A 19197-nucleotide genomic window follows, 5' to 3' on the forward strand; every position below is an offset into this window, starting at 1 on the left:
AAAACAAACAGACCTGCTTGTTTTTTTATTATTTGAAGTCTAGATTGAATTATGAACACGCGCCACAGCTGGTGACGTGCCAACAAGATGAAACAATACAACAGATAAAACAGCCGATTAAATCGGCCCGGGAAACTATATGAACTTCACTCGTAATACGCTGACACTCGCCGTTGGAGCGCTGGTCTTGCCTGTCGTTGCTTCTTCAGCCTATGCCGCAACATCCTTTATTGCCAATTCGTTCTACGACCAACAACACCCCCATTCCCGCTACGGTTACATAGAGTGGGCCGAAATGGTCAAGGAGCTCTCGAACGGTGAACTGCAACCCGAGGTTTATACCGGCACCGTACTGCTGGCACCACGGGCTAACCTGCAGGGTATCCAGGATAACGTGGTTCAGGTTGCTCACCATGCGGCTATCTACACGCCTTCTGAAATGCCGGTCGCGAATGCCGTGCAGGAGTTGGGGTTTAACTATGATGACCCGCTGATTGGCATACTGGCGGTGACAGACTTCAGCCTTAATAATCCCACTCAGCTAGCCGAGTGGGAGGAGCTGGATATTGTCTACCTGGGCGCCTATAACACGCCTTCCTATGTGCTGTTCTGCCGCGAGCCAGTCCGAAACCTGGAAGAGCTACGCGGTAAACGTATTCGTACGGCTGGCTCGACTGTTTCCGCCTGGGTCGAGCAAGCCGGGGGAACGCCCGTCAATGTGCCTTCCAGTGAGATGTATAGCGGCCTCGATCGTGGCTCGTTGGACTGTGCCTCTAATGCGGCTAACGACTTGATTGACCGGTCATTGTGGGAGGTTGCCGAGCACACCACGCTGCTGCCTACCGGCATGTATTGGTCTGGCCCTCAGTGGGGCTTCAATTCGGGCTTCTGGGCTAGCCTCAACGATGAGGAACGTGATGTCTTCAAAGAAGCGACTGCCAAGGCAATGACCCGCATGATTGTCCAATATCTGGGCGCTTCTGAAGCCGCACTGGAAGAAGCCGCCTCCCACGGCAACAATATCTACGAGCCTGAAGATGATCTGATGGCTTCCGTGGAGGCTTTCCGCGATGAGGCCTTGGCCAATGTCTACGATAAGGCCCGCGATGAGTACGGCGTTGAAGATCCAGAGGCGTTGATTGATGATTTTATCGCGACCTACGAAAAGTGGGATGCCTTAATCAGCGAGGTTGATCGCGAAGACGAAGAGGCTCTGGCCGAACTGGCCATGGAAGAGATCTACAACAAGCTTCCTGCTGACTACGGAATCTATTAACGCTGCAACACTGAGGCCGCCGCATTGAGGCGGCCTAGGCCAAATAAGGGTTCGCTATGACGAAGCGACAGAATCAAGAAGAACGCTCACGCCAAACCCAGGCTCGGGTGACGCAAGCGACTATCGAGTGCATTCTCGAGAAGGGCATTCGTGCCACTTCAACTGTGGATGTCGCACGTCTGGCGGGCGTTTCCCGTGGCGCTTTAGTTCACCACTATCCTTCTAAGACATTATTGATGCAGGCGGCGCTTGAGGACTTGCTGAGTCGCGAAGTCGAAAGCGTAAGAGAGATGGCCGTGAAGGTTAAAGCAGGCGAGCTTAACTTTGACAACTTACTGAAAGCATTGCATGAGCACTTCAAGGGTGACCTTTATATGGTGACCCTCGAATACCTCACTAACGCGCGTACCGACCCCGACATAATGAAAGTGTTAGTGCCGCTGGCAGCCAATTTCAATGACTCTTTGGAGCAGATTTGGGAGCAACTGGTTGCCAGCGCCAAGCACACGTCACATCAGAATCGCGTCGCCCTGAATGCCACCTTGTGCATGATGCGGGGTATGGGGGCACAAAGCATCTGGCGAGATGACCCAGAACTCTACCGCGACATGCTGCTGTTCTGGAAAGAGACCCTGTTAGAACTGGGCTTTTCTGCCCCGGATGCGCAGAGGAGTGAGCCCGCATGATGGCCAAACACGTCGAATCACTGAGCCAGTGGGTCGCCAAAAGTGCCATGGTGCTGGCGGCCCTCTTTCTGGTGCTTATGGCACTGCATGTCTCACTCGATGTTGGGCTGCGCTACTTATTCGGAAAGTCATTTACCGGCACCCTGGAGTTTGTGTCTTTTTACTACATGGTCGCCGTCGTCTTTCTGCCCCTCGCCTATGTGGAGCTTCAGCGGGAACACATCAGCGTGGATGTGCTGGTGGGAAGGCTTCCGCCTATTGCCCAACTAACGCTTTATCTATTTGCCAGCACCCTTGGGCTCCTCTATTTCGGCATGCTCTGCTACCAGAGCTATCTAGATGCCGTACGCGCTACGGTTCGAATGGAAACGGCCATGGCTAATTTTACCTTCTATTTATGGCCCAGCCGCTGGGCGTTACCGGTTGGCTTTGCAGCTATGTGCCTGGCCATCCTCGCCAACATGATTAAGGCGCTGCAACAACGCCAAGCCCTGTAGGAGCTTCCTAATGAGTAATATCGAGATAGGCGTGGCAGGCATTGCCATCGCCTTGGCCCTGATCGCCCTGCGCGTACCAATCGGCGTTGCGCTGGGGTTGGTTTCGATCATTGGCATTGGTGAAATGACCAGCATGCGTGTGGCCTGGGGCATGATTTCGGCCACTCCGTTTGACTTTGCAGGTACCTGGGAACTGACTGCGGCACCTATGTTCCTGTTTATGGGCTATTTGTGTACCAGCACCAATATGACCCAAGGTCTGTTTCATGCCATGCGCCTTTATCTGGCGCGCTTGCCAGGCGGCCTGGCCGTTTCCAGTGTTATGGCCTCTGCTTTCTTTGCTGCGGCCTCCGGTTCTAGCGTCGCAACATCGGCGGCCATGTCGCGGATTGCCGTGCCCGAAATGCTCAAGCATAACTACGACAAGGGGTTGGCCACCGGTACCGTCGCCGCCTCTGGAACACTCGGCTCGCTGATTCCCCCAAGCGTGTTGCTGGTGCTCTATGGTGTTTATGCCCAGGTGTCAGTGGGTCAACTGTTTATGGCGGGATTCATTCCCGGTGTGCTTTCAGCACTACTTTATATCGCCATGATTATGGTGCGAACCAAGCTTAACCCCAGCTTGGCGGGCAACACCGATGTACGCTCTAGCTGGGACGAGAAGTGGGACGCCTTTAAGCATATCTGGCCGTTGCCGCTGCTGATCGGCTCAGTTCTTGGCGGGATTTTTCTGGGTGTTTTCTCACCTACCGAAGCGGGGGCGGTGGGTACCTCCATTGCCGCTCTGATTGCCTTGGCACGTCGCACGCTAACCTTTTCAGCCATTCGGGAAGCACTGATCCGCACGGCGGTGAGCACGGCAAGCATCTTTATTATTCTCATCGGGTCGCTGTTTTTCACCCGCTTTCTAGCCATGAGTGGCGTGCCCGCTGCTTTCTCCGAAATAATCCTCGGCGTCAGTACCGAGACCTGGTGGATCATTCTCGCGGTGGCAGTGATCTATCTTGTGCTGGGTATGTTTATCGACTCCATAGGCTTACTGCTCCTCACTCTGCCGTTAATTCTGCCCTTAGTGGAAGGCGCAGACCTCAACTTGATCTGGTTCGGCATCATCGTCGTAAAGCTGCTTGAAGTGGGGTTGGTCACTCCGCCTATCGGGCTCAATGTGTATGTCATCAAAGGTGCCTTGGGCAATAGCGTCACACTGTCTGAAGTCTTTAAGGGCGTCGCCTGGTTCATCGTTATGGATATTGTTGCCCTATTGCTAATCGTGCTGATTCCAGCGCTTTCGCTTTACCTTCCGCAAAAGATGTTTTAACGCCACTCTCACAAGAACACTCACAAGGAATACTCATGACAACGACACGCTTTATAAATGCCAACGTTATCGACACGCGCAACGGAAAAGTACTCGCCAACCAGCAGGTGCGTATTCAGGATGGCCGTATCGTCGATGTGAGCGATTCGCCGCTAGAGGGCAGTGATGATCACGTCATCGATATTCAAGGCCACTTCCTGATGCCCGGTCTGGTTGATTCGCATGTACACGTCACGGCAATTACACCCAATTTTGCTCTGCTTGAGACGCTTTCGCCTTTCTATGTCGGTGCCAAATCAAGCGAGCTGCTGGAAGCTATGTTGATGCGCGGATTCACGACCGTGCGCGATGCTGGCGGTGCAGATTACGGGCTCGCCAAGGCTGTCGATGAAGGCGCTCTGGTCGGCCCGCGCATCATGTACGCAGGGAATGCACTCTCTCAGACAGGTGGCCATGCCGATATGCGTGGCCCAGGTCAGCAAACCTTTGAAGGCTGCTTCTGCTGCGCGGGTCTAGGTCGTGTTTGTGACGGTGTTAGTGAAGTACGCCGGGCCGCCCGGGATGAGATCAGAAAGGGGGCCACCCAGATTAAGATTATGGCGTCTGGCGGCGTCTCTTCACCGACCGACCGTATCGACAGCACTCAGTTTTCGCTTGAGGAAATTGACGCCATTGTGGAAGAAGCCACTGCCGCCAATATTCACACCATGGCACATGCCTATACGGCGCGCGCTATCAACCGGCTTATCCCCAGAGGCGTCAAGACCATTGAGCATGGCAACCTTATGGACGAGGAGAGCTGTCGGCTATTCCTTGAGTACGACGCTTACCTAACGCCAACTCTCTGCACTTACGATGCCTTAGCGAAGGAGGGCGTTGAAGCGGGCATGGCCGAGCACCTACAACGCAAGGTTTATGATGTCTTGGATGCTGGTGGTAAGGCATTAGAAATGGCCCAACGTTTCGGCGTTAAGATGTTATACGGTTCCGATTTGCTGGGCCGGATGCAGCGCCACCAGCTTAATGAGTTTAATTTGCGTAAAGACGTTGTGCCAACCGATGAACTGATTCGGGCAGCGACTAGCCACGCTGCCGATGCCTATGGCCACACAGGTGATTTTGGCGAGATTATCCCAGGCGCAAGGGGAGACGTCATCGTGCTTAAAGACAATCCTTTGGACGATATTAATGTTCTTACTCAGCCCGATGAGCAGCTCATGCTAATTATGAAAGGGGGAGTAGCTTACAAAAATGTTCTGTAGTCAGGCTTAATGCTGCTTAATAAAACGCTGCGTAATGAAGAGGCCAGCCAATGGCCTCTTTACCTAGCCCGTTGGCGTTACAGAGGAAGGGGGCTTATTAAATGCTTGATCAAGCGTTACGCTTCCTTTCTTTATATCACCGGTAACATTTTGGCGTATAACGCGCAATCATCGTTATAGCACTCGCAGGAGTGCCTCGATTTAGATGCAACTGATCAGTTCCAGCGCGATCCTGAGTCATCAGCAGCCATCGCGATTTCCAGCCGCTTGCAGTATCGATGACGACAATCAGTGACATGAAGCTATCGATGGGAAAGTAGACGTGGGTAAACGCCTCTGTGGGCTGTAGCAGTTCTTCGCCAAAGCCAAGCTCTAATGGTATCGCAGGCAGCCCTAAAGGCATTTCGCTCGACTTCCGGCAGCCCAACAAGCAGTTAATTGGCAGCGGGAACGAGCAGAGTACGTATGTTGGTATTGCCCTCAGTCAGCGTTGAAAATCCCCGCATTAGGCCATTGAAAGCAACTATTCAAAAGCGCTATCATGAATGCTAATAACAACGATTATCATGATGCTTATTTCTCTGCTTCCTCTTTGCTCCTAATTCCAACTGAGACTCTATCATGCCTCGTCTGCCGTTTGCCCGTCATCCTTTGGCGCGCTCAATTTCCGCACTGATCCCCGTCACTGCGGCGCTCTTTTGTGCATCTGCCTATGCTCAGGAAGAAACCACTTCCAACGATACTGTGGTGGTTACCGCCACGGCGCTGAAAGTCGATACCCCGCTAGTAGAGACGCCACGTCCGGTCTCAAGCGTTGACCGTGAAGAACTGGAAGCCCGTAACGTCCAACAGCTAGATGAAACGTTCCGCTATCGTGCGGGCGTGTTGTCGGGCCATTACGGTAGCGATAACAATACCGATTGGCTCAAGGTGCGCGGTTTTGATCAATCGACTTACCAAGATGGTCTGCGTATCTACCGCGAAGGGTTTTATCAGTGGCTACCCGAGCCTTATGGTTTGGAGCGTATCGAGGTATTTAAAGGGCCTTCATCGATTCTATACGGTGAGGCACCTCCGGGAGGCTTGATCAATGCGGTCAGTAAGCGTCCGACTGATACGCCGCAAGGCGAGGTTAATTTACAGCTCGGCAACCGCAACCACCGCCAAGTCGGCATTGATACCAGCGGGCCGCTGGGAGAGTCAGACGATGTGCGCTATCGTTTGGTGGGGTTATATAAAGAGCGTGACGGCGATTTAAACGCCACCGATAACGAGCGCTACTATTTTGCACCGAGCCTGGCGGTTGATCTTAGTGAAGACACTACCGTTACCTTTTTAGCCAGCGTGCAAAAAGATGATGGCGTTCCCGTTAATGGCTTTAAGCTGCCCTATGGCACTGCGGAAAACACCCCCTTTGGCCGCATAGACCCACAGACCAACTTGAGCGAACCTGGATACGATCAGGATGAACGCACTCAATGGGGGCTTGGTTATGAACTGCGCCATGCTATTAACGATACTTGGTCGTTTGAGCAAGACCTGCGCTACAGCGAACTGGACTTAGAGCTGCGCAGCACCTATGCGCTTTCCATGGTAGATGATCGACGCGCATCCCGTGGATTGGTTTATCGCGATGGTTCCATTGATAGCTGGACGATTGATAACCGCATGGTGGGTACTTGGTACGGTGATCGCACCGAGAATACGCTGTTGCTGGGGGTTGATTATCAAAACTTGAGCCTTAGTGGTCAGGAAGGGGATAACTATGCGTTCGGCGAGCCGATTGATATCTTTAACCCAACCTACGGCAACTTTACGCCGATTGCAGAAGAAGATCTGCTAACTCGGGAAATCGATAAAGAGCAGACTGGTCTGTATGCCCAAAACCAGCTGCGTATTGATGACCGCTGGGTGCTGCTGGGCGGCGTACGCTACGACCAAGCGGAAACTGATAACCGTAATCAAACCGCAGGAACCACTCAGCGCTCAGATGACGACCAAGTGTCTTGGTCAGGTGGCGCAATGTATCTGGGTGATAACGGCGTTAATCCTTACGTTAGCTACACCGAGTCATTTGATCCAGTGGGCCGAGTTGACGATGCGGGCGACCTGTATGATCCCCGTGAAGGTCGTCAGTGGGAAATAGGCGCTAAGTTGGCGCCATTCGACTGGGATGGCTATGTAACGGCGGCAGTTTTTGATCTGGAAGAGACCAATACTCTAGTGACCTCTCCAGCAGGCTTCCAGGTACAAGAGGGCAAGCGTACCTCTCAAGGCTTTGAGCTGGAAGGTGTTGGTTATATTACCGATGCGTTAAAAGTCACCGCGGCTTACACCTACACCGATGCTCGCCTGGAAGGCGATGAGCGTGCGCCGTTAATCCCGCGCCACCAGGCTTCTACATGGTTGGATTACGCCTTCACCGGCGGCGCGTTAAATGGTGTGACGCTAGGTGGCGGTGTACGTTATGTGGGCAGCACCGTTGATACTAGCGTCGCCGACAACACAGCCGTGGATAGCTACACTCTGGTTGATGCCATGGTGGGCTATGAGTTTGCTGACGGCTGGCAGGCCCAGGTCAACGTCAACAACCTCACCGATAAAGAGTACGTGGCCAGCTGTGAGTACTGGTGCTATTACGGTGAATCCCGCAGTGTGATTGGCAGCGTGAAATATAGTTGGTAAAGCCCATTGCAAACCACAGCGCCCGGCCATATAGGTCGGGCGTTTGCGCATCTGGGTTATGTCTTAGGGGCTTGAGGTATATCTAGGTACGGTATCGTGTGTTTCTAGCTATACTGAGGACGCTGACTGCTCTTCTTCTATGCAGAACAGCTAACTCAGGAGTCAGTTATGCCACGTTTAATCCGTCGATTTAACAGTGTTTTTCCGCTTGCGCTGCACGCGATACTAGTTGGTTGGGCTTCCTCCGCCGTCGCGCATACACATGACAGTGGCATGTTAAGCGCCGAGGAGTCAGACCCCAACCGTTTGGGTTGGATGCAGGGATTTCCGCCTGTTTCTGAACGGGTAATTGGCCAACCTGACTCCAATTACTTTAGCTTTCCTAAAATGCGCTGGACGGTGTGCCACTTCCGCGAATTGCTGCCCACTAAACAGGTAAGCCGTGGGTTAGGATCACCTTCGCCGCTTACCTACGCGCTGGATGACGCTATCAATGATGTGATGTTTACCCCGCTTGACGGCAGTGAACCCATGTCATGGCAGGCATCCTTGAACGAGAATTACACCGATGGCTTGCTGATTCTGCATCAGGGGAAAGTGGTGTATGAGTACTATGCAGGCTGTTTAGATGAGGCGGGCCAGCATGGGGCAATGTCGGTGACTAAGTCGATGACCGGCCTGTTGGGGGAAATACTGGTAGCGGAAGGAGCGTTGGATGAAGAGGCGCTCGTCGGCGATATATTGCCAGAGCTGGCCAATAGCGCTTTTGGCAATGCCACCGTGCAGCAGCTGTTAGAAATGACCACAGGCCTTGCCTATAGCGAAGATTACAGCGACCCCAGTGCGGAAATATGGGCGTACAACGCAGCGGCAAGCCCACTTCCTAAGCCAGAAGGCTACTCTGGGCCACGCACTTACTATGAGTATTTAGCCACCGTGCAGCCGGAAGGTGAGCATGGTCAGGTGTTTGGCTACAAAACAATCAATACCGATGCGCTCGGTTGGGTAATTGCGCGCACCACGGGCGAGTCGGTGACGTCGTTACTGTCGTCGCGAATTTGGCAACGTATAGGCGCCGAGCAGGATGGCTACTTTACCGTTGACTCCATCGGAACACCCTTTGCTGGTGGTGGCTTAAGTGCAGGCCTAAGAGATATGGCTAGAGTAGGGCAGTTGGTGCTGAATGAAGGCGTTATAAATGGCGAACGGCTCTTTCCCGCTGCCGCGGTAAAGCGCATTCGTCAAGGGGGCAACAGGCAAGCGTTTTCCGCTGCAGGCTACCGCACTTTACCCGGCGGCAGCTACCGTGGCATGTGGTGGTCACTGCATAATGATCATGGTGCTTTCGCTGCCCGCGGCGTGCATGGGCAAACGATATATATCGACCCCACCGCGGAGATGGTAATAGTGCGCTTTGCCTCTCACCCGGTGGCAGGCAATGCTGCTAACGACCCCTCCTCGCTCCCAGCTTATCAAGCAGTGGCTGAGTATTTGTTGGAGAATGCACCGTAGGCTAGAGTTGCCAGTTTTTCTTTGTGGGGTAATTAAATGATGGTGACTATTACGGTGCATAATTTAGAGGGTGACCTCAAAGCGCAGCTCCGCATTCAGGCGGCGAGCCAGGGGCTCTCTATGGAAGAAGATATTCTTCGCAATACGCTAGTAAAGCCGCAAAAGGGTGGGTTGGGAAGTCGTATCCATCAGCGTTTTGCCACTGAGGGCGGGCTGGATTGCCAAAACGTGTCAACTAGCTATCGCCTCCTCCTGCGTAAGGTGGCTTATACTTTTATGATCCGCAGCGTTATTGCACAACTGTCTCCGTTTTCGCAATGGATTGGCTGCGTTTCCGTGGCACACAAATCGGGCTGCCGCTTTCGGGGTCGTGGATCACATGGGCATCCAGGTCGAACACGCGCTTAAGGTTGGTGGCGGTAAAGACCTTGCTGGGTGCGCCGCTGGAAACGATACGGCCATCGCACATCATTACTAAATGATCAGCGTAGGCGGCGGCCAGGTTTAGATCGTGGAGCACCAGTAGCAGGGTGCGGCCTTTCTCATGGGCCAGGCGCGAAAGCAGTTCCAGCAAATCCACCTGTACCTTCAGATCCAGAAAAGTAGTGGGCTCATCAAGCAGAATCAGATCGGTTTGTTGAGCCAGCACCATGGCAATCCAGCAGCGCTGGCGCTGGCCGCCGGAGAGCGCATCGACATTGCGCTCGGCAAACTCAGTCACGTGGGTATAAGCCATAGCTTCACGAATAGCAGCGGCGTCTTGCTGAGCATTTTTCTGCCATAACCCCTGATGTGGAAAACGGCCCATCCCCACTAACTGCTTTACGCTCAGCCCCTCGGGCGCTACCGGGCCTTGGGGCAGAATTCCCAGGCGCTTGGCGACCTCCCGCGTTTTGCTGCGATGGATATCCTTGCCGTCCAAATACACATGCCCGCCACTAGGCGTAAGCGTGCGGGCAAGAGTTTTTAGCAGCGTCGACTTGCCACTTCCATTCGGCCCCAAAAGCACCGTGAGCTTGCCTTCCTCAATCGAAATGTCGACACCATCCAGTACACGCCGAGTGTCATAGCCCGCGTGCAGGGCTTCGCCCGTCAAGCGAGGTGGCTGATGAGAAGGTTGAGTCATGAATGTGCTCATTGGGGTTGTTTAAGCAGGCAGAACCGTAAGCCAAAATATTCTCATTTTCAATACTTGCCATTGCTCAGCAAGCAATTGCTCACTGCTTTAAACGTCGGCTGTAGAGGAAAGAGGGGGTAAGAAAGGGGAGAAATAGTGTCGTTATCCTGAACGGTTCGTTCCGCTTGAGTAGACCTTTGTGACTTATATGCATAAAATAATCATTATTATTTAGATGTAGATTGCGTTTTAAGAGTAGGGTTCACTCAAAAGCAGGGGGATAAAAACTAGATGTACACTAAGAAACGCCAGGTATTTTGGCCTACGGTAACGCTTGCCGGTTTGGTAGCTGCCAGCCACGCTTATGGACAGGAGTCTGCTGCCACAGGATCGCAAAGCGGCGCCAGTGATGCCGACTCGACCATGGTGGTGACGGCCACCCGCAGCCATAGCGAAGCGGGCCAAACGCCGCAGCGGGTAACGATCATTACCCGTGAGCAGATTGAGCAGCAGCTAGCGATTACTGATGACCCGGGCCAGGTGCTCAGTAATCTTATTCCCTCTTACTCCCCCAGCCGCCAAAAGCTCTCCAACGCGGGCGAGACATTCCGCGGCCGCGATGCCCTGTTCCTGATTGACGGAGTGCCGCAGTCCAATCCCCTGCGCGACAGCTCGCGGGATAGCTATACCATTGACCTTTCCATGGTAGAGCGTATTGAAGTCATCCATGGCGCCAGCGCCGAGCACGGATTAGGTGCTACGGGGGGCTTGATCAACCTGGTGACCCGGCGTGCCGAAGGCGGGGGCATTAGCCAGCACGCAGGCATTAGCCTGACCACGGACGATGATTTTCAATCCGGTGGGCTAGGCCACAAGCTGGACTACCGCATTAGTGGTCAGCAAGGCGACTGGGATTTCGTTGCCGCAGCGACGCGTCAGGAGCGCGGGGTCTTTTACGATGGCAACGATGAGGTGGTCGGTATCGCCTACCCAGGCGAGCTGCAAAACTCGGAAAGCTACGACCTTTTCGGCAAGCTGGGCTACTGGATCGACGACAATCAGAATATTGAGTTCTCGCTGAATCACTTCGATTTGGAAGAGGGCAACGACTACGTACCGGTAACAGGAGACCGCTCTGCAGGTGTTCCCACCACGGCACGCAAAGGCCGTCGTGATGGCGAGCCTGGGTTCAACGAAGTGACCTCGGCGCGGCTTTCCTACTCTCACGCTGACTGGTTTGGCAACGAGCTGGACGCCCAAGTGTATCGTCAGCGCTTCCGTGCACGCTTTGCCACTACGCCATTTTTCCCTTATCTGGATAGTGCAGGGGATACCCAGTATGACCAGACCCGCAACGAATCTGACAAAACGGGCGCCAAATTCACCTTGAACCGTGATGGTATGCTGGACGACCGTTTGGGTGTGACGGTTGGTTTGGACGTGCTGGAAGACGAAACAAGCCAGATGCTGGTGCATACCGGGCGCACCTATGTGCCGGAAAGCCGCTATCGTAATTTGGCGCCTTTTTTACAGGGCCAGTTTAAGCTCGCGGATCCTCTCACACTGCATGCCGGGGTGCGTCACGAGCATGCTGAGCTTGAGGTAGATACCTTCCAAACCATCGACCGCAGCAATGTTACTCAGGACAACGTTACCGTTGATGGTGGCAACCCGAGCTTCGATGAGACGCTTTACAACGTCGGCGTAACCTATCAAGCCACTGATTGGGCTCAGCTGTATGCCAACTATTCGGAAGGTTTCGGCATGCCCGACGTGGGCCGAGTGCTGCGCGGTATTGGCACGGCGGGCCAGGATGTGGATACCCTGCTGCAACTTCAGCCTATTGTTACCGATAACCGGGAAATCGGCGCGCGTTTTGACTGGGATGGCTACGGGCTAGAGATTAGCTACTATGAGTCCAATTCGGATTACGGCCAGCGGCTTACCGAGCAGAATGGCACCTGGGTAGGCAGCCGTGAGAAGACCGAAATCCAGGGCGTTGAGATTACCGGCGACATGCAGGTGGCGGACAAACACGATCTATCGCTCTCCTATGCCCACACTGAGGGCAAGTCGGATCAGGATGGCGATGGCAGTGTGGATACCAAACTCACCGGTATCAATATCGCCCCGGATACGCTCAAACTGGGCTGGAGCGCTACCTGGAACGACCGCGTTTCCACGCGCTTGCAGGGTAGTTACTACTTCGATCGAAGCGTCGATAATCCTGAACTTGATTTTGACGGCTACGGCTTAGTGGATGCTTCTCTAGCTTATCGCCTGCCCACCGGCAGGGTGTCAGTGGGTATCGAAAACCTCACCGATGAGGATTACCTCACTTACTACTCTCAAGCCGCACGCATCAGCGATGAGTACTACTTCACTGGGCGGGGCCGCACTTTCACGCTGGGGTACCAGCTGGATTTCTAGCCAGCCGCTTTCTATTTTCTATGTTTTGTGCTCGATACTGTTTGGCGGCGCCTTTGGGGTGCCGCTTTTTTTGTCAATTCGCGCTAAAAGCGAGCTCGCGATCTATGCAGTAAATAAACGAAGAAGGGCGCGCCTATCCCGGCAACAAAGATGCCCGCAGGCAGGTCTTTGGGTAAAAACGCTACCCGGCCCAGCAGGTCGGCGTAAAGCACTATCAGGGCGCCGACCAACGCTGATGCAGGCACCAGGCGTGCCATGTTCCGCCCCACCAGCCTAGCGGCCAGGTGGGGCGCAATTAAGCCCACAAAGCTTAAGCCACCGGCAAAAGCCACAGCGGCACCTGCCAGCGCCACGCTGCAGGCCAGCAATACTAATCGGCTGCGCAGGATCGCCACCCCAAGCCCTTCGGCAACGCTATCACCCAGGGCCATGGCATCCGCATGGCGGGCGAAGAGTAGGCTGATAGGTACCGCGACGACTAACCACGGCAATAGGCTCCACACATCGTCCCATTGCGCCGCGTAAAGGCTGCCGGTTAGCCATACATAGGCGGTCATGGCGGCAGAGTCATCGCTGATCACGATTAACAGGGTGGTGCCAGCGCCCATGGCCGCGGCCAGGCCAATGCCGACCAGTACCATGCGCGATGGGCTAACACCGTTTTTCCAGGCCAAGCTCACCACCAGCAGTGCAGAAACCAGTGCTCCCAGCATGGCGGCAACGGGCAGCCAGTGAATGCTAAGGGTCGAACTCAATAGGGATAAGAATACCACCGCCGCCAGCGCCGCGCCGCTAGTAATGCCGATGACATCCGGGGAGGCCAGCGGGTTACGCACAATGCTTTGCAGAATCGCCCCCGCGATTGCCAGGGCGGCGCCGACCAATACCGCTAGAGCGATGCGCGGAAGGCGCAGCTCCCAAATAATAAAGGCGATATCGCTACTTTGTGGGGCCGCCAGCGCGTCTAGTACCTGTAGAAGCGGCGTGGGAAAACTGCCTAAACAGAGCGACAGCCCGGCGCTTGCTAGCAATAAAAGGCTTAGCATCAGCAGGCGACGTAGTAAGCGACTACTGTCGTTTGTTGCTGCGCTATTGAGGGCTAACGTAGCGTCTGTTCTCATTGGCCAGCCATCTTGCGTCGTGCCAGATAGATAAAGAAGGGCGTGCCGATCAGCGCGGTCATCACACCGACCGGGATCTCCTGGGGTGGCATTAAAAAGCGCGAGGCGAGATCGGCCAACAGCAGCAAACAGGCACCCAATAGCGCGCAGGCCGGCAGCAGCCAGCGATGGTCGATGCCAAATATTCCCCGCGCCATATGGGGCACAATCAGGCCCACAAACCCGATCATGCCCGCCAGCGCCACGGAGCTACCCGCTAGCACAATCACAATTAAGCCGAGTAGTAGCTTGATGGTGGTGGCCTGCATGCCGAGTCCAGTGACCATGTCATCGCCCAGTAACAGCGCATTGGCGTGACGTACCAGCAGTGCACTGAGCAGCAGTGCTCCGCCGAAGAGCGGCAGTAAGGGCGCTACCAAAGAGAGGTCGCGCCCCGACACTGAGCCCGCCAGCCAGTAAAGCACGCTTTCAAAACTTTGCTGATCAATCACCAACAGCCCTTGGCTGAACGACACAAACATTGCTGTCACTGCTACACCTGCCAGCACGACCCGCAGAGGGGAGAGCTCACCGTGGCGGCCGCGGCTAAGCACCACCACCAGTATGGCCGCAACGAGTGCCCCTAATAGCGCGGCCCATACGTAGTGAGCGGGCGTGTGCAGCGGCAATAGCGAAACTGCCACCACCACAAAAAACATCGCGCCGGCGTTAATGCCTAGAATGCCCGGCGACGCCAGCGGGTTGCGCGTCATGGTCTGCATCAGCGCCCCGGCAATGGCTAAGCTGGCGCCCACTAGAGCGGCAATCACCGCCCGGGGTAAGCGCTCAGTTAAAAGAATGATGTGGGCGATGTTGGTAGGATCGTAATGGGCGAGCGAGCCATACAGAGAGGAAAGGGAGATCTCCGTTGTGCCTAACATCACGCTGGCGAAAAAGGCGCCTAGTGCCACCAGCACGCCGAGTAGCAGGCCAATACTTTTTGCGGTAGTACTGTTTAGCATGAAGCAGGCTCCCCACGGCCACTGGCGTGAGGCAGGCAAGCCTGATGCGGCGCCGCTTCGGGTTGCAACAGCCCGTAGTGACTATACAGATCATCCAGCATGGCGTTGGCCGCCAGTATGCCGCCACCCATCATCCAACTCACCGGCTCAACTTCAAATACGCGCCCGCTTTGTACCGCTGACAGCTGTTGCCAGAGTGGGTGGGAGGCCCAGTGCTGGTAATTATCTGCAATAGCGGGGTCATCGGGCTCAAGCAGAATAAAGAGGGCATCGGCATCCAGCACCGGAATGTTTTCAGTACTGGAAAGCTTCATTCCCCAACTCTGGCTTTGCAGTGTATCCGGCTGATTAAAGCCCAGCTCATCAAGAATCGAACCCGCAAAGCCGCTGGTATAGATACGCACGTGGTCGCTTTTAAAACGCACCACGGCCACTTTTTGCGGCCATTCGCTGCCCAGCCTGGTGGCAATCTGCTGACGAAAGTCTGCGACACGATCATCCCATTGCTCAAGGAGCTCATTTGCCTGCGCTTCGCGGCCAGTAGCATTGGCCACCATGTTCAGCGTGGTCTTGAAGTTAAACACTGTCGGGGCAGATACAGTGGGGGCGATGGCCTCCAATAGCGGCGCTATGCGCGCATGGCGAAAGTCGCTGGCAATGACCAGGTCTGGATTCAGCCAGGCAATCTTTTCCAGGTTCGGTTGGGTTTCCAGCCCCACATGCTCGACGCTATCAAGCGCATCGCGCAGATAGCGGTACATGGGCTTTTCCAGCCAGGAATCGACTACGCCAATAGGCGTCAGTCCAAGGGCTACGGCGCTGTCGGTAGCCCCCTGGTAAAGCGTCACAATGCGTGGCGGTTCCGGGGGGCTGCTCGGCGTATCAGCGGCTGCCATAAAGGGCATTAGCGCCGCCTGCGTTAACAGCAACACACTCATAAAAACCTTCTTGCGATGGGTGTGTGCTTTTAACATTAATGTCACTTTACGATTGGCTCGGACTTAAGAGCCGGGATGATGGCATGACGTAAAAGCTAATGCAAAGCATTACCAAATGAAGGCCGCGACCTCAACTATCCCAAATACCGCGACGCCGGCCGCGACCGGCCAGCCAAGTGAGCGTACCCGCGACCACACCAGCAGCGTGACAGAAAGCCCGATGGCGGTGGCGATCCAGGAAACAGCGCTTGGGTTAACCGGTACAATGGATACCCCCAGCACGGCGGCAATCATCAGTGGGCCAAGAATACCCAGCCACTGGGGCATGTTATTAAGGCCACTTTCGCTGTTGAGGCGGCGCTGCATCCATAAAAACGGCACTACCCGCATCAACAACGTGCCGATGGCGGAAATCGCGACCGCTAGCCAAAGTGCAGTGCTCATGATTCACGCCTCCTGCTGGTGGTGAATTTCACCGTATAGAACTGCATGGAGTAGAAGCACAGCGCGCCGCAGGCGGCGGCTAAGGGAATCGCCACGTTGCCCCAGCCGACCAGGGTCAAACACAGCGCCGCTAAAATGGTGCAGCCCATGGCGACTGCCCAACGCTTGTCGGTAAAGCGCGGCGCCACCATGGTCAAAAACAGCGCGGGCAGCGCGAAGGGCATAATCTCACCCAGCAGCGGCCAGCGGGCGGTAAAGGCCTCACCGGCGGTAGCCCCCACCGCGGTGCCAATTATCCAGGCGCCCCAGGCCAGCAGTGATGCGCCCAAAAACCAACTAAAACGCTTTACCTCAGGCAGTTGGGGCAGTCGGGTTAGGGCCAGTGCAAACACCTGGTCGGTGAGGCCGTGCATTAACCAGGGCCAGTGGCGGCTGCGCGGCAGTAGTCCCGCCAGGTTAGGGCCGTACACCACATGGCGCACGTTAATCAGCAGCGTCATCGCTACCACCAGCCACAGCGGGGCGCCTGTAGCGATCATACCGACAAATAGAAATTGCGAAGCACCGGCGTAAATCAGCGCTGAAATAGCCGTGGCCTCCAGCGTGCTAAAGCCGGCCTGGGTGGCGACTAAGCCAAATGACAGCGCCACGGGAATGTAGCCGCCCAATAGTGGGATGGCTTCTCGCACGCCCTGCAGCGCGCTACGAACAGGAGAGTGGCTGGCAGCTTGGCTCATGATGTTTGGCCTTCCAAACCATAGGTGATGGTCATCATCAACGTGGCCTCCGCTTCGTGGGTACGGTAAAGGTGCGGTTGATCGGCGGCGAAGGTGATGGCCTCTCCCGGTGTCAGTACCGTGGTTGCCCCTTCGGGCCCCGCTTCCAGCCAGCCGCTGATCAGCGTGAGTGATTCACGGGTGCCGGGTGTATGGGCTTCAGCATGACGCAATGTATGCGGTGCGCAGCGCATCCAGTAGGCGTCCACCTGAGGGGAATCCTTGCCTTGATCGATTAAACGCACCTGTACGCCATCTTCACCCAGCGGCACGCTGATTGGCGCTACCAGAGTGCCGAAAGGCACATTGAGCTGCACCGCCAGCCGCCAAATGGTATCCAGGGTCGGATTGCCGTTGCCTTGTTCAAGGCGACACAGGTTGGATTTGGCAATCCCCGCCTCATTGGCTAACTGCGACAGTGACCAGCCCCGCTCCAGGCGAAGTGCTTGAAGGTGCTGGCCCAACGTGTTGAGTGAGAGCTTATCCATAAGGCTGTCCGCTGTTCTTTATATAGAACGTTCTATATAAGGAACGTTCGTCTGTCAATGGCCTCGCTCGGCAACAATAGCCTTATTCGGAAGTGGCACCCTCTAGCGGCGGCGCGCTGGGAGTATGCCTAATGGGGCACTATGCCCCAGGCAGTGCTAGTTGTTCGCTTCCTTGGAGCGGCAGGCCGCTGCAGTAAACAGCACATCGGTAGAGGAGTTGAGCGCAGTTTCGGTGGAGTCCTGTACCACGCTGATCACAAAGCCAATCGCCACCGCCTGCATGGCCACTTCCGTGGGAATACCGAACAGGTTGGCGGCCATGGGAATCAGCATCAGTGAACCGCCCGCCACGCCTGAAACGCCGCAGGCCGCCAGCGCTGAAACCACGCAAAGTAGCAGCGCCGTGGGAAAGTCGACGCTAATGCCTAGCGTATGAGTGGTCGCCAGAGTGATGACAGTAATGGTGATGGCTGCGCCACACATATTGATCGTTGCACCCAACGGAATGGAAATGGAGTAGGTGTCAGGGTCGAGCTTTAGGCGGCGGCAAAGCTCCAGGTTCACGGGGATATTCGCGGCCGAACTGCGGGTGAAAAAGGCAGTAATCGCACTACCGCGCAGGCACGTAAACACCAGGGGATAAGGGTTTTGCCGGATGGTGAAGTAAACCAGCAGCGGGTTGCTAACCAGCGCGACAAACAGCATACAGCCCACGATCACACCCAGCAGTTGGGCGTAGTTGAGCAGCGACTCAACGCCGGATTCTGCCAGCGTGCCTGCCACTAAACCAAAGATACCCAGCGGCGCTAAATGAATCACCAGTGTCACAATGCGGGTGATCGCTGCGGATAAATCGCTCAATGCTTGGCGGGTGGTATCGCTGGCTTGGCGCAGCATTAAACCCAGGCCGATAGCCCAGGCCAAAATAGCGATAAAGTTAGCCTCCATTAGCGCACTAACCGGGTTGGCAACCGCGTTTAGCAGCAGGTCGCGTAGAACGCTAAAAATATCCCCGGGCGGGTTGCCGTCAACTTGCCCCAAATCTAACGTAAGCTCCGTGGGAAACAGGAAGCTGGCTGCCACCGCAATCAGGGCGGCGATCAGCGTGCCCACCACATAGAGCACCAGCACGGGGCGAATATGGGTGGGTTGACCTTTTTGATGAGCAGAGATCGCAGCGGCTACCAGTACAAACACCAAAATGGGCGCCACCGCCTGCAATGCGGCGATAAAGAGCTGGCCAAGTAGGGCCACGTCGCTTGCAATGTTTGGCGCAAACAGGGCGAGCACTACCCCGGCAACGATACCGATTAAAATCTGTGGGATAAGGCCCAGCCGAATAAGTGGCCGGAAAACGGTGCGGGCGGTGGCGATCATTGCGCAACTCTCAGGTAGTAAAAGTGGTGACGTGGCGGCATTTAGCCGCTAACGCGCCTGAAAGGGGCGGTATTCTATCAGCTACGGCCTGCCTTCGTTACGCTGATCTTTGTTTAGCCGATGAGATGACTATATTTAAGATCCAGCGATTAGACGCTGAGTTGATTCAATAAAAATGCCCCTGCCGCGTAAGCGGGCAGGGGCATTAATAGATAATGCTTGTTGCCTTAGCCCTTTAGGTCAGGCCGCCACGACCTCAGCAGCAGCGC

The 19197-nt window shown here is 55.2% G+C and carries 18 protein-coding genes; 9 read left to right on the plus strand and 9 right to left on the minus strand.

Annotation, left to right across the window (positions count from 1 at the left end):
* The first annotated feature begins 139 nt into the window (after window positions 1-139).
* The 5 genes from HALA3H3_RS15035 to HALA3H3_RS15055 are packed head-to-tail and all read left to right on the plus strand — an operon-like array spanning window position 140 to window position 5039.
* Complete coding sequence (locus HALA3H3_RS15035; protein ID WP_022522412.1) at window positions 140-1276, plus strand: C4-dicarboxylate TRAP transporter substrate-binding protein; 1137 nt, start codon at window positions 140-142, stop codon at window positions 1274-1276.
* 56 nt (window positions 1277-1332) lie between these two features.
* Window positions 1333-1962 carry a TetR/AcrR family transcriptional regulator gene (locus HALA3H3_RS15040; protein ID WP_022522413.1) on the plus strand — a complete coding sequence of 210 codons (630 nt, stop codon included), beginning with the start codon at window positions 1333-1335 and terminating at the stop codon, window positions 1960-1962.
* Window positions 1959-2459 (plus strand): TRAP transporter small permease, encoded by a 501-nt coding sequence (locus HALA3H3_RS15045; RefSeq protein ID WP_022522414.1) that lies wholly within the window; start codon window positions 1959-1961, stop codon window positions 2457-2459. The genes HALA3H3_RS15040 and HALA3H3_RS15045 overlap by 4 nt, the downstream gene beginning before the upstream one ends.
* A 10-nt stretch (window positions 2460-2469) precedes the next feature.
* Window positions 2470-3777 (plus strand): TRAP transporter large permease, encoded by a 1308-nt coding sequence (locus HALA3H3_RS15050; RefSeq protein ID WP_022522415.1) that lies wholly within the window; start codon window positions 2470-2472, stop codon window positions 3775-3777.
* 35 nt (window positions 3778-3812) lie between these two features.
* Window positions 3813-5039 (plus strand): metal-dependent hydrolase family protein, encoded by a 1227-nt coding sequence (locus HALA3H3_RS15055; protein WP_022522416.1) that lies wholly within the window; start codon window positions 3813-3815, stop codon window positions 5037-5039.
* Between the two features lie 136 nt (window positions 5040-5175).
* Here the strand turns inward: HALA3H3_RS15055 and HALA3H3_RS26695 are convergent, their stop codons facing one another.
* Window positions 5176-5442: a hypothetical protein gene (locus HALA3H3_RS26695; RefSeq protein ID WP_022522417.1), complete on the minus strand. Its 267-nt coding sequence runs from the start codon at window positions 5440-5442 to the stop codon at window positions 5176-5178.
* A 218-nt stretch (window positions 5443-5660) separates the two neighbouring features.
* Between HALA3H3_RS26695 and HALA3H3_RS15065 the strand changes: the two genes are divergently transcribed.
* From HALA3H3_RS15065 to HALA3H3_RS27935, 3 genes are all read left to right on the plus strand, one after another.
* A complete protein-coding gene (locus HALA3H3_RS15065; RefSeq protein WP_022522418.1) occupies window positions 5661-7724 on the plus strand; it encodes a TonB-dependent siderophore receptor in 2064 nt (687 codons plus the stop codon).
* Between the two features lie 168 nt (window positions 7725-7892).
* The gene (locus HALA3H3_RS15070) at window positions 7893-9236 is read left to right on the plus strand and encodes a serine hydrolase domain-containing protein (RefSeq protein ID WP_022522419.1); all 1344 of its coding nucleotides are present in this window, start codon (window positions 7893-7895) and stop codon (window positions 9234-9236) included.
* A 39-nt stretch (window positions 9237-9275) separates the two neighbouring features.
* A complete protein-coding gene (locus tag HALA3H3_RS27935) occupies window positions 9276-9644 on the plus strand; it encodes a FitA-like ribbon-helix-helix domain-containing protein (RefSeq protein WP_375340853.1) in 369 nt (122 codons plus the stop codon).
* On the opposite strand, the gene HALA3H3_RS15075 is transcribed toward HALA3H3_RS27935, so the two are convergent.
* Entirely contained in the window at window positions 9526-10362 is an 837-nt protein-coding gene (locus HALA3H3_RS15075) for an ABC transporter ATP-binding protein (RefSeq protein WP_022522420.1), read from the minus strand. The genes HALA3H3_RS27935 and HALA3H3_RS15075 overlap by 119 nt on opposite strands.
* Window positions 10363-10644: 282 nt before the next feature.
* Between HALA3H3_RS15075 and HALA3H3_RS15080 the strand changes: the two genes are divergently transcribed.
* Entirely contained in the window at window positions 10645-12783 is a 2139-nt protein-coding gene (locus HALA3H3_RS15080) for a TonB-dependent receptor (protein WP_022522421.1), read from the plus strand.
* 83 nt (window positions 12784-12866) lie between these two features.
* Here the strand turns inward: HALA3H3_RS15080 and HALA3H3_RS15085 are convergent, their stop codons facing one another.
* The 7 genes from HALA3H3_RS15085 to sstT all read right to left on the minus strand — a co-directional run bounded on the left by HALA3H3_RS15085 (window position 12867) and on the right by sstT (window position 18928).
* On the minus strand, window positions 12867-13904 hold the full coding sequence (locus HALA3H3_RS15085) for a FecCD family ABC transporter permease (RefSeq protein ID WP_022522422.1): 1038 nt from the start codon (window positions 13902-13904) through the stop codon (window positions 12867-12869).
* Window positions 13901-14905 (minus strand): FecCD family ABC transporter permease, encoded by a 1005-nt coding sequence (locus HALA3H3_RS15090; RefSeq protein ID WP_022522423.1) that lies wholly within the window; start codon window positions 14903-14905, stop codon window positions 13901-13903. The genes HALA3H3_RS15085 and HALA3H3_RS15090 overlap by 4 nt, the downstream gene beginning before the upstream one ends.
* A complete protein-coding gene (locus HALA3H3_RS15095) occupies window positions 14899-15843 on the minus strand; it encodes an ABC transporter substrate-binding protein (RefSeq protein WP_022522424.1) in 945 nt (314 codons plus the stop codon). Before HALA3H3_RS15095 ends, HALA3H3_RS15090 begins: the two co-directional genes overlap by 7 nt.
* A 108-nt stretch (window positions 15844-15951) precedes the next feature.
* Window positions 15952-16287, minus strand: coding sequence for an AzlD domain-containing protein (locus tag HALA3H3_RS15100; RefSeq protein WP_022522425.1), 336 nt, complete (start codon window positions 16285-16287; stop codon window positions 15952-15954).
* Complete coding sequence (locus HALA3H3_RS15105; RefSeq protein ID WP_022522426.1) at window positions 16284-17024, minus strand: AzlC family ABC transporter permease; 741 nt, start codon at window positions 17022-17024, stop codon at window positions 16284-16286. Before HALA3H3_RS15105 ends, HALA3H3_RS15100 begins: the two co-directional genes overlap by 4 nt.
* Window positions 17021-17551 carry a helix-turn-helix domain-containing protein gene (locus HALA3H3_RS15110; RefSeq protein ID WP_022522427.1) on the minus strand — a complete coding sequence of 177 codons (531 nt, stop codon included), beginning with the start codon at window positions 17549-17551 and terminating at the stop codon, window positions 17021-17023. Before HALA3H3_RS15110 ends, HALA3H3_RS15105 begins: the two co-directional genes overlap by 4 nt.
* Before the next feature lie 156 nt (window positions 17552-17707).
* Window positions 17708-18928: a serine/threonine transporter SstT gene (gene sstT, locus HALA3H3_RS15115; protein ID WP_022522428.1), complete on the minus strand. Its 1221-nt coding sequence runs from the start codon at window positions 18926-18928 to the stop codon at window positions 17708-17710.
* Between the last annotated feature and the right edge of the window lie 269 nt (window positions 18929-19197).

Source organism: Halomonas sp. A3H3 (genome assembly GCF_000982975.1).
GTDB classification, from domain to species: domain Bacteria; phylum Pseudomonadota; class Gammaproteobacteria; order Pseudomonadales; family Halomonadaceae; genus Vreelandella; species Vreelandella titanicae.

Coding starts and splice junctions, on each gene's coding strand:
- HALA3H3_RS15035 (WP_022522412.1), top strand. CDS start 140: ATGAACTTCACTCGTAATACGCTGACACTCGCCGTTGGAGCGCTGGTC.
- HALA3H3_RS15040 (WP_022522413.1), top strand. CDS start 1,333: ATGACGAAGCGACAGAATCAAGAAGAACGCTCACGCCAAACCCAGGCT.
- HALA3H3_RS15045 (WP_022522414.1), top strand. CDS start 1,959: ATGATGGCCAAACACGTCGAATCACTGAGCCAGTGGGTCGCCAAAAGT.
- HALA3H3_RS15050 (WP_022522415.1), top strand. CDS start 2,470: ATGAGTAATATCGAGATAGGCGTGGCAGGCATTGCCATCGCCTTGGCC.
- HALA3H3_RS15055 (WP_022522416.1), top strand. CDS start 3,813: ATGACAACGACACGCTTTATAAATGCCAACGTTATCGACACGCGCAAC.
- HALA3H3_RS26695 (WP_022522417.1), bottom strand. CDS start 5,442: ATGCCTTTAGGGCTGCCTGCGATACCATTAGAGCTTGGCTTTGGCGAA.
- HALA3H3_RS15065 (WP_022522418.1), top strand. CDS start 5,661: ATGCCTCGTCTGCCGTTTGCCCGTCATCCTTTGGCGCGCTCAATTTCC.
- HALA3H3_RS15070 (WP_022522419.1), top strand. CDS start 7,893: ATGCCACGTTTAATCCGTCGATTTAACAGTGTTTTTCCGCTTGCGCTG.
- HALA3H3_RS27935 (WP_375340853.1), top strand. CDS start 9,276: ATGGTGACTATTACGGTGCATAATTTAGAGGGTGACCTCAAAGCGCAG.
- HALA3H3_RS15075 (WP_022522420.1), bottom strand. CDS start 10,362: ATGACTCAACCTTCTCATCAGCCACCTCGCTTGACGGGCGAAGCCCTG.
- HALA3H3_RS15080 (WP_022522421.1), top strand. CDS start 10,645: ATGTACACTAAGAAACGCCAGGTATTTTGGCCTACGGTAACGCTTGCC.
- HALA3H3_RS15085 (WP_022522422.1), bottom strand. CDS start 13,904: ATGAGAACAGACGCTACGTTAGCCCTCAATAGCGCAGCAACAAACGAC.
- HALA3H3_RS15090 (WP_022522423.1), bottom strand. CDS start 14,905: ATGCTAAACAGTACTACCGCAAAAAGTATTGGCCTGCTACTCGGCGTG.
- HALA3H3_RS15095 (WP_022522424.1), bottom strand. CDS start 15,843: ATGAGTGTGTTGCTGTTAACGCAGGCGGCGCTAATGCCCTTTATGGCA.
- HALA3H3_RS15100 (WP_022522425.1), bottom strand. CDS start 16,287: ATGAGCACTGCACTTTGGCTAGCGGTCGCGATTTCCGCCATCGGCACG.
- HALA3H3_RS15105 (WP_022522426.1), bottom strand. CDS start 17,024: ATGAGCCAAGCTGCCAGCCACTCTCCTGTTCGTAGCGCGCTGCAGGGC.
- HALA3H3_RS15110 (WP_022522427.1), bottom strand. CDS start 17,551: ATGGATAAGCTCTCACTCAACACGTTGGGCCAGCACCTTCAAGCACTT.
- sstT (WP_022522428.1), bottom strand. CDS start 18,928: ATGATCGCCACCGCCCGCACCGTTTTCCGGCCACTTATTCGGCTGGGC.